Raw genomic sequence first — 14266 nt, 5'->3', positions numbered from 1 at the left:
CCCGTTTCCTCGTCCCCGATGACGAAGCGGGGAGGGGCGCACTGCATCCTTCGATGGAGTGCCGCTCGGCCGAGGTGGCGACGCCCGCTGCCCGCCGCACCCTGTTGGATGGGACCCATGCCCCGGAAGATCGCTCCCCCGCACCGCGACGACATCCTCCTCGCCGTGATCAGCGTGGCCGCCGGCCTGCTCCTGTGGGCGCTCGGGGTCTACAGCTCCCCCTCGCGGAACCTGCTCCCCGACTGGGCGGCGCTGGTCCCCCTCGTGGCCCTCGGCGCGATGGAGCCGCTGCGGCGCAGCGCCCCGAACCTGACCCTGGCCGTCGGCACCGCCGGGGTGATCGCCGACCAGTTCACGGTGGGGAACCTGGGCACCGTGCTGATCTTCACGGACCTGATGTACGCGGCCGTCGTCTACGGCAAACCCGCCATGGCCCGTCGGCTCCCGGTCACCACCGGCCTGATCACCGTGGCCGTCAGCATCGCGGCCGTGGCCTGGCTGCGCACCCCGCAGGCCCTGATGATCGGTGTGATCACCGGCATCGTGAGCTTCGGCCCGGCCCTGACCGGCGCCACCCTGCGCAACCACCGCGAGGCCGCGGTGGCCGCCCGGCTGCGCGCCGAGCAGACCACCCTGCTGGCCGAGATGGACCGGACGCAGGCGGTGGTCGCCGAGCGGGCCCGGATGGCCCGCGAGCTCCACGACATGGTGGCCAACCACCTCTCCGCGATCGCCATCCACTCCACCGCCGCGCTCTCCATCGACTCCCCCGCCACCAGCCGCGAGGCGCTCGGGGTGATCCGGGAGAACAGCGTGCAGGGACTGGCCGAAATGCGCCGACTGATCGGGCTGCTGCGGGACTCGGGCGCGGGCGCCGGGGAGGAGGCGGTCGCCATGCCCTCGCTCGACGCCCTGGACGCCCTGCTGGAACAGGCCCGGACGAACGGGGCCGCGAGCGGGCTGGGCTTCGTACTCCTCGACGGCCTCGACGACCTCGACCGCCGGGAGGGCCGGTCGGGCCGGGAGGGCCGGTCGGGCCGGGAGGGCCGCGAAGGCCGGGAGCCGCTGCCGGCCCCCGTGGAGCTGGCGGCGTACCGGATCGTCCAGGAGTCGCTGACCAATGCCCTCAAGCACGCCGCCCCCGGCACGGTCACCGTCCGACTCGCCCTCACCGACGGGCTGCTGAGCGTCGCGGTCGATTCGCCCTACGGGGACCGGCCCGGCCCGCGCGCCCCCGGCTCCGGGGCCGGGCTGATCGGCATGCGGGAGCGGGCGGAACTGCTCGGCGGCCGGTTCGGGGCGGGGCGCGAGGGAACGGTGTGGCGGGTGTGGGCTCAGCTGCCCGCGGAGGAGAAGGCGGTACGGGCATGACGATCAGGGTCGTGGTGGCGGAGGACCAGAGCGCGGTACGGGCCGGGCTGGTGCTGATCCTGCGCAGCGCGGGCGACATCGAGGTGGCGGGCGAGGCGGCGGACGGGGAGGAGGCGGTGCGCCTGGCCCGGGAACTGCGGCCGGACCTGGTGCTGATGGACGTGCAGATGCCGCGCCTGGACGGGGTCTCGGCGACCCGGCAGGTGGTCGAGGAGGGGCTGGCGGACGTGCTGGTGCTGACCACCTTCGACCTGGACGAGTACGTCTTCGGGGCCCTGCGCGCGGGGGCTTCGGGCTTCCTGCTGAAGAACGCGGAGGCGGCGGAGCTGATCGGGGCGGTACGGACCGTCGCGCGCGGGGAGGGCCTGATCGCCCCGGCGGTGACCCGGCGGCTGATCGCGGAGTTCGCGGCTCCCAAGCCCGTACGGGCCTGCGTGCCGGCGGAGGTGGATTCGCTGACCCCGCGGGAGCGGGAGGTGCTGGGCGCGCTGGGTGAGGGCCTGTCGAACGCGGAGATCGCGGCGCGTCTGGAGATGGCGGAGGCCACGGTGAAATCGCACGTCAGCAGGTTGCTGGGGAAGCTGGGGCTGCGCAGTCGGCTCCAAGCAGCGGTGCTGGCTCAGGAGTTGGGGCTCCACTAGGCGTCGGCTCGGGTGCCGCTGGGGTGACGTCACAAGGAGGTCTGGACCTCTTGACGCTTGGTCCAGACCTTTCTAATCTCCGAGGCAACTGTGGTGAGCGTGCCATGACAAGAACCGTGTCGGGCGCGCTCACGGGCGGCGCAGGTCCCACCCCATGCCGCGGCCGGCCCCACGGCCGCGACGGACCTCGGAGGAGCACCCTTGAGCACAGCACCCCCACGACGCGCACCGTTTTTCCGAAGAGTGGCGGCCGCCCTGGCCGTCCTCACCCTGCCCGTCGCCGGGCTGGTGGCCCTCGCGGGCCCGGCCGAGGCCGCCGCCTCGGCGACCGCGACGTACACCAAGGTCTCCGACTGGGGCTCCGGCTTCGAGGGCAAGTGGACGGTGAAGAACACCGGCACGACCACCCTCAGCAGTTGGACCGTGGAGTGGGACTACCCCGCGGGCACCTCCGTCACCTCCGCCTGGGACGCCGACGTCACCAGCTCCGGAAACCACTGGACCGGTAAGAACAAGAGCTACAACGGCAGCCTCGCCCCCGGCGCCACCATCAGCTTCGGCTTCAACGGAGCGGGCCCCGGCGCCCCCAGCGGCTGCAAGGTCAACGGAGGCACCTGCGACGGCGGCACCACCCCGCCCGCCGACTCCCCGCCCACCGCCCCCGGCACCCCCACGGCCAGCGGCGTCACGGACACCGGGCTGACGCTGGGCTGGTCGGCGGCCACCGACGACAAGGGCGTCAAGAACTACGACGTCTACCGCGGCGGCGCCAAGATCGCCACCGTCACGACCCCCTCGTACACCGACTCCGGTCTGACCAAGGGCACGACGTACAGCTACACCGTCACCGCCCGCGACACGATCGACCAGACCGGCCCCTCCTCGGGCGCCCTGTCGGTGACCACCACCGGCGGCACCACTCCCCCCGACCCCGGCGACCCCGGCACCCCGGGCTCCACGGTCAAGCTCGGCTACTTCACCGACTGGGGCGTCTACCAGCGCAACTACCACGTGAAGAACCTGGTCACCTCGGGCACCGCCTCGAAGATCACGCACATCAACTACGCCTTCGGCAACGTCCAGGGCGGCAAGTGCACCATCGGTGACGCCTACGCCGACTACCAGAAGACCTACGACGCCTCCTCCAGCGTCTCCGGCGTCGCCGACACCTGGGACCAGCCCGTCGCGGGCAACTTCAACCAGCTGCGCGAGCTGAAGAAGAAGTACCCGAACATCAAGGTCCTGTACTCCTTCGGCGGCTGGACCTGGTCCGGCGGCTTCGGGCAGGCGGCCGCGAACCCTGCGGCCTTCGCCCAGTCCTGCTACGACCTGGTCGAGGACCCGCGCTGGGCCGACGTCTTCGACGGCATCGACATCGACTGGGAGTACCCCAACGCCTGCGGCCTGTCCTGCGACACCAGCGGGGCCGCCTCCCTGAAGAACGTGCTCTCCGCCCTGCGCGCCAAGTTCGGCAGCAGCAACCTGGTCACCGCCGCCATCTCGGCGGACGGCTCCAACGGTGGCAAGCTCGACCTGGCCGACTACGCGGGCGCAGCCCAGTACGTCGACTTCTACAACGTCATGACCTACGACTTCTTCGGCGCGTGGGACGCCAAGGGCCCGACGGCCCCGCACTCCCCGCTCACCTCATACACCGGCATCCCGATCGCCGGCTTCAACTCCGAGGCCGCGATCACCAAGCTCAAGGGCAAGGGCATCGCCGGATCCAAGCTCAACCTAGGCATCGGCTTCTACGGCCGCGGCTGGACCGGCGTCACCCAGGCCACCCCCGGCGGCACCGCCACCGGACCGGCCCCGGGCACCTACGAGCAGGGCATCGAGGACTACAAGGTCCTCAAGAGCAGCTGCCCGTCGACCGGCACCATCGCCGGCACCGCGTACGCCAAGTGCGGCAGCAACTGGTGGAGCTACGACACCCCCGCCACCATCGCCGGAAAGATGACCTGGGTGAAGCAGCAGGGCCTGCGGGGAGCCTTCTCCTGGGAGTTCAGCGGTGACACCACGAACGGCGAGCTCGCGAGCGCCATCTCCACCGGCCTGTCCTAACCCCCACGCACCGGCCCGGTGAAAGACCGAAGCCGGGGAGACGGGTCCGCCCCCGTCTCCCCGGCTTCTTCAGGTCCTGCACTCAGGCCACATTCACCCTTTGCCCGGGAGGCGCCGCCTCCAGCCAGGCCAGGAACCCGGTGAGCGCGTCATCGCTCATTGCCAGCTCCAGACGGGTTCCCCGGTGCACGCAGCCGAGTACGACCGCGTCGGACAGCAGGGCCAGCTCTTCCTCGCCCTCGGGGGCGCGGCGGGCGATGACCTCGATGGAGGCGCGCTCCAGCAGCCGGCGCGGCCGGGGGGAGTAACTGAAGACGCGGAACCAGTCGATGCGGTCACCGCTGTAGCGCGCGACCCCGTACACCCAGCCCTTGCCGGAGGTGTCGGGTTCCTCGGACACGTCCCAGCGCATGCTGCAGTCGAAGGTGCCGCCGGACCGCTGGATCAGTCTGCGGCGCAGTCCGAAGACGAACAGTCCGATCGCCAACAGGGCTACTACGACCAGAGCGCTCACAAGCAGAGCGAGGAGCATCTTTCACCGACCTCCTCGCTCATCGAATACCGCAACCGACAGAGTGCCTGCCAGACAGAGTCTGGGCCGGACCTGCATCGCCTCAGCCGCGACCCGCTCCGGAAAATTCCGGAACGGACCGCGGCTGAGGTTTCAAACTCTTACCGGTACCGGGACTCAGCGTCCCGAAACCGCGCGCAGCCGGACATCGGCGCGTCGTTCGGAGACCGAATCGGTCTCCGCCTTCGCGCGCTCCAGTGCCCGCTCCGCCCGCTCGACGTCGATCTCGTCGGCAAGCTCGGCGATCTCGGCCAGCAGGGACAACTTGTTGTCCGCGAACGAGATGAATCCGCCGTGCACCGCGGCGACAACAGTGTTGCCGTCCGTGGTGCGGATGGTCACCGGGCCCGATTCCAGCACACCGAGAAGCGGCTGGTGACCGGGCATGACGCCGATGTCGCCGGACGTGGTGCGGGCGACAACCAGGGTGGCCTCGCCGGACCAGACACTCCGGTCCGCCGCGACCAGCTCGACGTGCAGCTCAGCAGCCAAGGTGGCTCCTCGGGTCACCACCCGGCGGGAAAGCCGGGTGTTGGGTCAAATTCTAATGGGCGTGGGGAGAGAGGCGGGGCATACCCGCCCCTCTCCGTCAATCAGCTGTGCTCAGGATCGAGCCCGGCTTCAGGAGACGCCCAGCTCCTTGGCGTTGGCCTTCAGGTCCTCGATGCCACCGCACAGGAAGAACGCCTGCTCGGGGAAGTGGTCGTAGTCGCCGTCGCAGATCGCGTTGAAGGCGACGATCGACTCGTCGAGCGGAACGTCCGAACCGTCCACGCCGGTGAACTGCTTGGCGACGTGGGTGTTCTGCGACAGGAAGCGCTCGACACGACGGGCACGGTGGACAACGAGCTTGTCCTCCTCGCCCAGCTCGTCGATACCGAGGATCGCGATGATGTCCTGGAGGTCCTTGTACTTCTGCAGGATCCCCTTGACGCGCATCGCCGTGGCGTAGTGGTCCGCCGCGATGTACCGCGGGTCGAGGATGCGGGACGTCGAGTCCAGCGGGTCCACGGCCGGGTAGATGCCCTTCTCGGAGATCGGACGGGAAAGAACCGTCGTCGCGTCGAGGTGGGCGAAGGTGGTGGCCGGCGCCGGGTCGGTCAGGTCGTCCGCGGGGACGTAGATCGCCTGCATCGAGGTGATCGAGTGACCGCGGGTCGACGTGATGCGCTCCTGCAGCAGACCCATCTCGTCAGCCAGGTTCGGCTGGTAACCCACGGCGGACGGCATGCGGCCCAGAAGGGTCGACACCTCCGAACCGGCCTGGGTGTAACGGAAGATGTTGTCGATGAAGAAGAGCACGTCCTGCTTCTGCACATCGCGGAAGTACTCCGCCATGGTCAGACCGGCAAGGGCGACGCGCAGACGGGTGCCCGGGGGCTCGTCCATCTGACCGAAGACAAGCGCCGTCTTGTCGATGACGCCGGACTCGGCCATTTCCTCGATGAGGTCGTTGCCCTCACGGGTACGCTCACCGACACCCGCGAAGACCGACACACCGTCGTGGTTGTTGGCCACGCGGTAGATCATTTCCTGGATCAGAACGGTCTTGCCGACACCGGCACCACCGAACAGACCGATCTTTCCACCCTTGACGTACGGGGTGAGAAGGTCGATGACCTTGACGCCGGTCTCGAACATCTCGGTCTTCGACTCGAGCTCGTCGAAGCGGGGCGCCTTGCGGTGGATGGGCCAGCGCTCGGTGACGTTGGCGTTCTCCTCCGGGTAGTTCAGCACCTCACCGAGGGTGTTGAACACCTTGCCCTTGGTGAAGTCACCGACGGGGACGGTGATGCCCTCGCCCGTGTCGGTCACCGCGGCCTGGCGGACCAGACCGTCGGTGGGCTGCATGGAGATCGTGCGGACCAGGCCGTCACCCAGGTGCTGGGCGACTTCCAGGGTCAGCGTCTTCAGCTTGCCGTCCTCGGCCGGGTCAGCGACCTGGACCTTGAGGGCGTTGTAGATCTCGGGCATGGCGTCGACGGGGAACTCCACGTCGACGACCGGGCCGATGACCCGGGCGACGCGGCCCGTGGCGGCGGCCGTCTCAATGGTCGTCATTACTTGTCACTCCCCGCGGTCGCGTCTGCCATGGCGCTGGCGCCACCGACGATCTCGCTGATTTCCTGGGTGATTTCGGCCTGGCGGGCCGCGTTGGCAAGCCGGGAGAGGCTCTTGATGAGATCCCCGGCGTTGTCGGTGGCCGACTTCATCGCGCGGCGGCGGGCGGCGTGCTCGGAAGCGGCCGACTGCAGCAGTGCGTTGTAGATGCGGCTCTCGACGTAGCGCGGCAGAAGGGCGTCGAGGACGTCCTCCGCCGACGGCTCGAAGTCGAACAGCGGAAGGATCTCGCCCTTACCACCGGTCTCGTCCGCGGCCTGGTCGAGGCTGAGCGGCAGCATCCGGCCGTCCACCGCGTTCTGCGTCATCATCGACACGAATTCCGTGTAGACGATGTGCAGCTCGTCGACGCCACCCTCGGCCGTCTCCGTCTGGATGGCCTCGATCAGCGGCGCCGCGATGCGCTTGGCATCGGCGTAGGCCGGGCTGTCGGTGAAGCCGGTCCACGACTCCGCGACCTTGCGCTCGCGGAAGGCGTAGTAGGCGACACCCTTACGGCCGACGATGTACGTGTCGACCTCCTTGCCCTCGCCGCGCAGCCGCTCTGCGAGCCGCTCCGCCTGCTTGATGGCGTTCGAGGAGTAGCCGCCGGCCAGACCGCGGTCGCTCGTGATGAGCACGACCGCGGCACGGGTCGGCGCCTCGACCTCGGTGGTCAGGGCGTGCTTGGTGTTCGAACCGGTCGCCACCGCGGTCACCGCACGGGTGAGCTCGGTCGCGTACGGCATCGATGCCGCCACCTTGCGCTGCGCCTTGACGATGCGCGAGGCGGCGATCATTTCCATCGCCTTGGTGATCTTCTTGGTCGCCGTGACGGCACGGATGCGACGCTTGTAGACCCGGAGCTGCGCTCCCATGAGTCAGCTTCCTTCCGTCGTCACTTGGAGACGTTGACGGCCGGCGCGTCCTCGCCGAGGAGCTTGCCGTCCGAGGTCTCGAACCCGCGCTTGAAGTCAGCGATGGCGTCGGCAATGGCAGTGAGGGTGTCGTCCGACATCTTGCCGCCGTCGGAGATGGAGGTGAGGAGGTCCTTGCGCGAGACGCGCAGGTGCTCCAGCAGCTCCGACTCGAAGCGACGGATGTCGTTGACCGGGACCTCGTCCATCTTGCCGGTGGTACCGGCCCAGACGGAGATGACCTGCTCCTCGACCGGCATCGGCTGGTACTGGCCCTGCTTGAGGAGCTCGACCAGGCGCTTGCCGCGCTCCAGCGAGTTCTTCGAAGCGGCGTCCAGGTCGGAACCGAAGGCGGCGAACGCCTCCAGCTCACGGTACTGGGCGAGGTCCAGGCGCAGACGGCCGGAAACCTGCTTCATGGCCTTGTGCTGGGCCGAGCCACCGACGCGGGAGACCGAGATACCGACGTTCAGCGCCGGGCGCTGGCCCGCGTTGAACAGGTCGGACTCCAGGAAGCACTGGCCGTCGGTGATGGAGATGACGTTGGTCGGGATGAACGCCGACACGTCGTTCGCCTTGGTCTCGACGATCGGCAGACCGGTCATCGAACCGGCACCCATGTCGTCGGAGAGCTTGGCGCAGCGCTCCAGCAGACGGGAGTGCAAGTAGAAGACGTCGCCCGGGTAGGCCTCGCGGCCCGGCGGACGGCGCAGCAGCAGCGACACGGCGCGGTAGGCGTCGGCCTGCTTCGACAGGTCGTCGAAGATGATCAGGACGTGCTTGCCGGCGTACATCCAGTGCTGGCCGATGGCCGAACCGGTGTAGGGCGCCAGGTACTTGAAGCCGGCCGGGTCGGACGCCGGGGCGGCGACGATCGTCGTGTACTCGAGCGCGCCGGCGTCTTCCAGGGCGCCGCGAACGGACGCGATGGTCGAGCCCTTCTGGCCGATGGCGACGTAGATGCAGCGAACCTGCTTGTTCACGTCGCCGGAGCGCCAGTTGTCGCGCTGGTTGATGATCGTGTCGACGGCCAGAGCGGTCTTGCCGGTCTGACGGTCGCCGATGATCAGCTGACGCTGGCCACGGCCGATCGGCACCATCGCGTCGATGGCCTTGTAGCCGGTCTGCATCGGCTCGTGGACCGACTTGCGGACCATGACGCCGGGGGCCTGCAGCTCGAGGGCGCGGCGGCCCTCGGTCGCAATCTCGCCGAGGCCGTCGATCGGGTTGCCGAGCGGGTCGACGACGCGGCCGAGGTAGCCCTCGCCGACGCCGACGGAGAGCACCTCACCGGTGCGCTGCACCGGCTGGCCCTCCTCGATACCGCTGAACTCGCCGAGGACGACGGCGCCGATCTCGCGCTCGTCGAGGTTCAGGGCGAGACCGAGGGTCCCGTCCTCGAACTTCAGCAGCTCGTTCGCCATGGCGGAGGGCAGGCCCTCCACCTTCGCGATGCCGTCGCCGGCAACGCTGACCGTACCGACCTCCTCGCGCGAGGCCGCGTCCGGCTGGTACGACTGGACAAAGTTCTCCAGTGCGTCCCGGATCTCCTCCGGCCGGATCGTGAGCTCCGCCATCTGGGTTCCCTGCTCTCCTTGTTGGGCCTGAAGCTTCTTAGGGGTCTGGGGGCGACCCCCAGGAATCTTCTGCAAGTTCTGCACGGCCCAACCGGGCCGCTAGGAATGCTTTGTTCTACGTTGTGGCTGGTCAGCCGGCCATGCGGCGCGACGCCTCGGCGATGCGGTCCGCGATGGTGCCGTCGATGACCTCGTCGCCGACCCGCACCTGGATCCCACCGAGGACCGTGGGGTCCACGTCGAGGTTCAGGTGCATCTGGCGGCCGTACAGCTTGGCCAGCACCGCGCCGAGACGCTGCTTCTGCACGTCGCTGAGCGGAACCGCGGTGGTCACCGTGGCGACCATGCGGTTGCGGCGCTTGGCGGCGAGCGTGGAAAGGGACTCGAGGCCCGCTTCCAGGCTACGTCCACGCGGGTGCGTGACGAGACGCGTGACGAGACGCTCGGTGACGGCGTCCGCCTTGCCTCCGAGCAGGCTGTGGAGCAGCTTGCTCTTGGCGGCGACGGTCGCGGCACGGTCGGTCAGCGCCGAGCGCAGCTCGGTGCTCGAGGAGACGATCCGGCCGAACCGGAACAGCTCGTCCTCGACGTTGTCGAGCGCGCCCGAGGTCTGGGCCGCGGTGAAGTCGGCGGTGTCCGCCAGCTCCTCCAGCGCATCCACCAGGTCACGCGAGCGCGACCAGCGGGACCGGACCATTCCGGACACCAGGTCGAGGGTTTCCCCGCCGACCTGGCCGCCCAGCAGGCGGTTTACCAGCTCGGCCTTGGCCTCGCCGGACTGCGCCGGGTCCGTGATGACCCGACGCAGCGAGACCTCACGGTCGAGCAGCGCGGTGACGGACGCCAGCTCGCCGGCGAGCTTCGCCGCGTCGACGGACGTGTTGTCCGTCAGCGCGTCGAGACGCTCGCGGGCGGTGGCCAGCGCGTCGCGGCTCGCTCCGTTCATCGGGCCGCCTCGGCCTTCTCCTCAAGCTCGCTGAGGAAGCGGTCGATCGTGCGGCTCTGCCGGGCGTGGTCCTCGAGGGACTCGCCGACGAGCTTTCCGGCCAGGTCGGTGGCGAGCTTGCCAACGTCCTGACGCAGCGCCTGAGAAGCGGCCTTGCGGTCGGCCTCGATCTGGGCGTGACCGGCAGCGATGATCTCCTCACGCTGCCGCTGGCCCTCTGCGCGCAGTTCTTCCTTGAGCGCAGTGCCCTGCTCCAGCGCGTCCTGGCGCAGGCGCGCGGCCTCGTGCCGGGCTTCGGCGAGCTGGGCCTTGTACTGCTCCAGCACGCTCTGAGCCTCGGTCTGAGCGGCCTCAGCCTTTTCGATACCGCCTTCGATGGCCTCGCGGCGCTCGTCCAGAACCTTGTTGATGTTCGGGAGGAGCTTCTTCGCGAGGAAACCGAAGACGATGACGAAGGCGATCAGACCGATGACGAGCTCGGGGATCGGCGGAATGAGCGGGTTTTCCGTCTCAGCCGCGAGAACCAGGAGGTTCACATCAGTGCCTTTCGTCGAATCGGACTAGTCGTTGAGTTCGTCTTAGTAGACGAACGGCATGACCAGACCGATGAGGGCGAGCGCCTCACAGAAGGCGAAGCCGAGGATCTGGTTGGCGCGGATCAGACCGGCAGCCTCGGGCTGACGGGCGAGAGCCTGCGTGCCGTTACCGAAGATGATGCCGACGCCGACGCCGGGGCCGATGGCCGCGAGACCGTAACCAACGGAGCTGAGGGAACCGGTGACGCCTTCGGCGGCAGCGAGGATCTGGGACATGCCAGTTCTTCCTTCTCTTTCACGGACCGGTGGGGGTTGGCCACCGGACGACAAGGGGTATGTGGGGGGCGGGCCGGACTCAGTGGTGCTCGGCGAGCGCGCCCTGGATGAAGCTGCAGGCCAGGAGGACGAAGACGTACGCCTGGACGGCCTGGATGAAGAGCTCGAAGGCGGTCATCACGATGACCATCACGAACGAGACACCCGCGTAAGCGATGCCGATGCCGTTCAGCAGGTACCAGCTGGCGATCGTGAAGAGCAGCAGCAGGGTGTGACCCGCGAACATGTTCGCGAAGAGTCGGACCGCGTGGGTGAACGGGCGCACCAGGACGTTCGAGAAGAACTCGATGACCATGACGAGCGGGAGAACCGGGCCGAGCGACTTGTCGTAGCCGGTCAGGTTCTTGAAGCCGCCGACGAAGCCGTGACGCTTGAAGGTCACCGACATCCAGGTGAAGTACACCAGGGCCGCGAGGATCGCGGGGTACGCGATGATCGCCGTCGCGGGGAACTGAGCCACCGGGATGATCGACCAGAGGTTCAGGATCCAGACGAAGAAGAACAGCGAGACCATGAAGGGGACGTACTTCTCGCCCTCCTTCTTACCGAGCGTCTCGTAGACGATGCCGCGGCGCACGAAGTCGTAGCCGGCCTCGGCGACCATCTGGAGCTTGCCCGGGACGACCTTCGGCTTGCGGAAGGCGGCCCAGAAGAAAGCGACGATGACGACGGTGCCCAGGAGCGCCAGCAGCATCGGCTTGTTGAAGTACGCGCTGGTCTGGCCGGCCGTGCCCCACATCGGCTCGAAGAGGAACGAGTGCAGGCCCGGGCCGGGGAAGCCACATCCGTCGAAGATGTGACAGTCGGTCTCGAAAGCGAGCACCTGCGTCGGGTCAGCACTCACCGCGGGCTCCTTCAGCGTGGCGCATAGGTACGGCAACCTCGTTGTGTCGGCGCGGCGGACAGCCGCTGTTCGGCACTGGACTGGTGTAACGGATGTGGGGGCGGCGGTCGGGTATCGAGCCTCGCGATGGATCAGGCGTCAGCTCAGATGCCCGCGCCCGCATTGCCACAGTTGAAACCGGACGATAGCAGCATCCCGAACGCGCATTTATTCCGCCCCTACCCCTCACGACTTCTGGCCCGAATTTCCGGGCTTGTCGCCCTTCATCGAGTCAGGTTCGACGTAGAGGATCTTGGCCTTCATATGAGCACGCGCCTGCGCGGCGATCCACACGAGGGTGGTGGCGACGAGCGTGATCGCGAAGGCCCGGGGGTTGAAAAGCGTCGTGTTCTTGAACACGGCGAGGAAGACGAAGAGCAGCAGGATCTGGGCCGTGTAGAGCATGAGCCCCATGGCCTGGAACAAGTGCGGCAGTGATTTCGCCGTGCGCTGCAGTACGAGGAACCCGATGCCCATGAACAGCATCACCAACACCGTCGCTACGACGGCGCCCACGGCCCCCTTGCCACCGACGACGATCCCACTGATGACGGCGGCGAGAGCGCCGGCGGCAGCGGTGGGTACGGCGGATTGCAGGAGGGATCGGACGTCATCTGACCGCATGGCGGTTTGCTCCGCGTGGTGGTGGGGGCACAGGGACTCGTACAGGACGAGCGTAAGCCCGGTCCGAGAGGGAACCTCGGGCCAATGGACCGTCGCACTACGGTCCTTCGGCTCTGTCGCCGGGTTTAGTGAACGGTATCACAAAGTATTTGATGAGAGCTTTACCCGTGGAGTGTGCCGACTGTCACACATGAGAGTGACCCTGCGCGTGTGTGCGCGACAGCCAAGTGGGTTGTCTGGTAAAGGGCGTTCATGTCCGACATGCGCTCACCGCGTCAGCGCGAGGACTCCGCCTTACGCCGGTCGGGGAAGCGCGAACGGGGGCCTACCGCGGTCGCCCCGTTGACGCCTGACACACCCGCCGCGATCGGCCGCACCGGCTCCGGCTCCACGGCGGAGGCGTCCTGGAGGGCTGCCTCGGCAGCGCGTTCCGCGTGCCGGTAGCGCGGCGGGACCAGTCGCTCGGCCCACTGGGGGGCCCTCGGGGTGAAGCGCGGCAGCAGGAGCAGGAGCAGGCCCACGGCGCTCAGGGCGGCGATCGCCAGCACGATCCACATAGAGGTCGAATGCACCGAATACGCCACCACGCCGAAGGCGATCAACCCTGACCAGAAGTACATGATGAGCACCGCGCGACTGTGCGAATGCCCGAGCTCCAGGAGCCGGTGGTGGAGGTGTCCGCGGTCCGCCGCGAACGGGGACTGCCCCTTCCAGGTGCGCCGCACGATGGCCAGGACCAGGTCCGCCATCGGGATCGCGATGATCGTCAGGGGCAGGATCAGCGGGATGAAGACCGGCAGCATCGCCTTGGTCGCGTTGCGCTCGCCGCCCGCGAAGAGCGCCATCGCGTCCGGGTCCACCTGTCCGCTGATGGAGATGGCGGCGGCGGCCAGCACCAGGCCGATGAGCATCGAGCCGGAGTCGCCCATGAAGATCCGGGCCGGGTGCATGTTGTGCGGCAGGAAGCCCAGGCACATGCCCATCAGGATCGCCGCGAAGAGCGTCGCGGGCGCCGCCGCCTCGATCCCGTAGCCGAACCAGATCCGGTAGGCGTAGAGGAAGAAGGCGCAGGCCGCGATGCAGACCATGCCGGCGGCGAGGCCGTCCAGGCCGTCCACGAAGTTCACCGCGTTGATGGTGATCACCACGAGGGCCACGGTGAGCAGGTTGCCCTGCCACGGGGTGAGGGCGACCGTGCCGATGTACGGCACCGGGATCCACAGGATGGTCAGGCCCTGCATGCACATCACGCCGGCGGAGATCATCTGCGCGCCGAGCTTGATCAGGGCGTCGAGCTCGAACTTGTCGTCGAGCACGCCGACCAGCCAGATCAGGGCCGCACCGGAGAGCAGGGCCCGCGGCTCGTTCGACAGCTCGAAGACCCCGTTGAGGTTCTGCAGGTGGTCGGCGACCAGCAGGCCGGCGCACAGTCCGCCGAACATCGCGATGCCGCCGAGCCGCGGTGTGGGCTCCCGGTGCACGTCGCGGGCGCGGATCTCCGGCATCGCGCCGACCGCGATCGCGAACTTCCGCACGGGCCCGGTGAGTAGATAAGTCACCGCGACCGTGACGCAAAGCGTCAGCAGATATTCACGCACGGGCTGCCCCAGATGTATCGCCGGCCATCTCAGCCCCACACACTAGCTGCGATGTACTCGCTGTCGGGGACGCGCGGGGGCGGTATCCCGGTTGCGGTC

General features: G+C 68.3%; 14 protein-coding genes. 3 read left to right on the top strand and 11 right to left on the bottom strand.

All coding sequences use genetic code 11. From position 1 onward, the window contains the following. Positions 1 to 117 precede the first annotated feature (117 nt). From OG490_RS25530 to OG490_RS25520, 3 genes are all read left to right on the top strand, one after another. Complete coding sequence (locus OG490_RS25530) at positions 118 to 1371, top strand: sensor histidine kinase (protein WP_330298607.1); 1254 nt, start codon at positions 118 to 120, stop codon at positions 1369 to 1371. After that, positions 1368 to 2012, top strand: coding sequence for a response regulator transcription factor (locus OG490_RS25525; RefSeq protein WP_330298606.1), 645 nt, complete (start codon positions 1368 to 1370; stop codon positions 2010 to 2012). The genes OG490_RS25530 and OG490_RS25525 overlap by 4 nt, the downstream gene beginning before the upstream one ends. Before the next feature lie 201 nt (positions 2013 to 2213). Next, positions 2214 to 4079 carry a glycosyl hydrolase family 18 protein gene (locus OG490_RS25520; protein ID WP_443065873.1) on the top strand — a complete coding sequence of 622 codons (1866 nt, stop codon included), beginning with the start codon at positions 2214 to 2216 and terminating at the stop codon, positions 4077 to 4079. 82 nt (positions 4080 to 4161) lie between these two features. Here OG490_RS25520 and OG490_RS25515 read toward each other — a convergent pair whose 3' ends face one another. The 11 genes from OG490_RS25515 to OG490_RS25465 all read right to left on the bottom strand — a co-directional run bounded on the left by OG490_RS25515 (position 4162) and on the right by OG490_RS25465 (position 14167). Beyond that, positions 4162 to 4611: a DUF2550 domain-containing protein gene (locus OG490_RS25515; RefSeq protein WP_330298605.1), complete on the bottom strand. Its 450-nt coding sequence runs from the start codon at positions 4609 to 4611 to the stop codon at positions 4162 to 4164. A 156-nt stretch (positions 4612 to 4767) separates the two neighbouring features. Next, positions 4768 to 5142 carry a F0F1 ATP synthase subunit epsilon gene (locus OG490_RS25510; RefSeq protein ID WP_330298604.1) on the bottom strand — a complete coding sequence of 125 codons (375 nt, stop codon included), beginning with the start codon at positions 5140 to 5142 and terminating at the stop codon, positions 4768 to 4770. Positions 5143 to 5271: 129 nt separating this feature from the next. Continuing rightward, a complete protein-coding gene (atpD, locus tag OG490_RS25505) occupies positions 5272 to 6711 on the bottom strand; it encodes a F0F1 ATP synthase subunit beta (RefSeq protein WP_330298603.1) in 1440 nt (479 codons plus the stop codon). Continuing rightward, on the bottom strand, positions 6711 to 7628 hold the full coding sequence (locus OG490_RS25500; protein WP_330298602.1) for a F0F1 ATP synthase subunit gamma: 918 nt from the start codon (positions 7626 to 7628) through the stop codon (positions 6711 to 6713). Before OG490_RS25500 ends, atpD begins: the two co-directional genes overlap by 1 nt. Positions 7629 to 7648: 20 nt before the next feature. Beyond that, complete coding sequence (gene atpA / locus OG490_RS25495) at positions 7649 to 9244, bottom strand: F0F1 ATP synthase subunit alpha (RefSeq protein ID WP_330298601.1); 1596 nt, start codon at positions 9242 to 9244, stop codon at positions 7649 to 7651. A gap of 130 nt (positions 9245 to 9374) precedes the next feature. Beyond that, the gene (locus OG490_RS25490; protein ID WP_330298600.1) at positions 9375 to 10190 is read right to left on the bottom strand and encodes a F0F1 ATP synthase subunit delta; all 816 of its coding nucleotides are present in this window, start codon (positions 10188 to 10190) and stop codon (positions 9375 to 9377) included. Then, the gene (locus tag OG490_RS25485; RefSeq protein WP_330298599.1) at positions 10187 to 10726 is read right to left on the bottom strand and encodes a F0F1 ATP synthase subunit B; all 540 of its coding nucleotides are present in this window, start codon (positions 10724 to 10726) and stop codon (positions 10187 to 10189) included. The genes OG490_RS25490 and OG490_RS25485 overlap by 4 nt, the downstream gene beginning before the upstream one ends. A 42-nt stretch (positions 10727 to 10768) precedes the next feature. After that, on the bottom strand, positions 10769 to 11002 hold the full coding sequence (gene atpE / locus OG490_RS25480; RefSeq protein ID WP_030857147.1) for an ATP synthase F0 subunit C: 234 nt from the start codon (positions 11000 to 11002) through the stop codon (positions 10769 to 10771). 79 nt (positions 11003 to 11081) lie between these two features. Next, the gene (gene atpB, locus OG490_RS25475) at positions 11082 to 11921 is read right to left on the bottom strand and encodes a F0F1 ATP synthase subunit A (RefSeq protein ID WP_330301062.1); all 840 of its coding nucleotides are present in this window, start codon (positions 11919 to 11921) and stop codon (positions 11082 to 11084) included. 210 nt (positions 11922 to 12131) lie between these two features. Continuing rightward, entirely contained in the window at positions 12132 to 12569 is a 438-nt protein-coding gene (locus tag OG490_RS25470; RefSeq protein WP_330298598.1) for a hypothetical protein, read from the bottom strand. Between the two features lie 275 nt (positions 12570 to 12844). After that, positions 12845 to 14167, bottom strand: a complete 1323-nt coding sequence (locus tag OG490_RS25465; protein WP_330298597.1) for an MraY family glycosyltransferase — start codon at positions 14165 to 14167, stop codon at positions 12845 to 12847. Positions 14168 to 14266 lie beyond the last annotated feature (99 nt).

This window comes from Streptomyces sp. NBC_00503 (genome assembly GCF_036346895.1).
In the GTDB taxonomy this organism is placed as follows: Bacteria; Actinomycetota; Actinomycetes; order Streptomycetales; family Streptomycetaceae; genus Streptomyces.
This window is presented reverse-complemented; position numbering and strand designations above follow the sequence as displayed.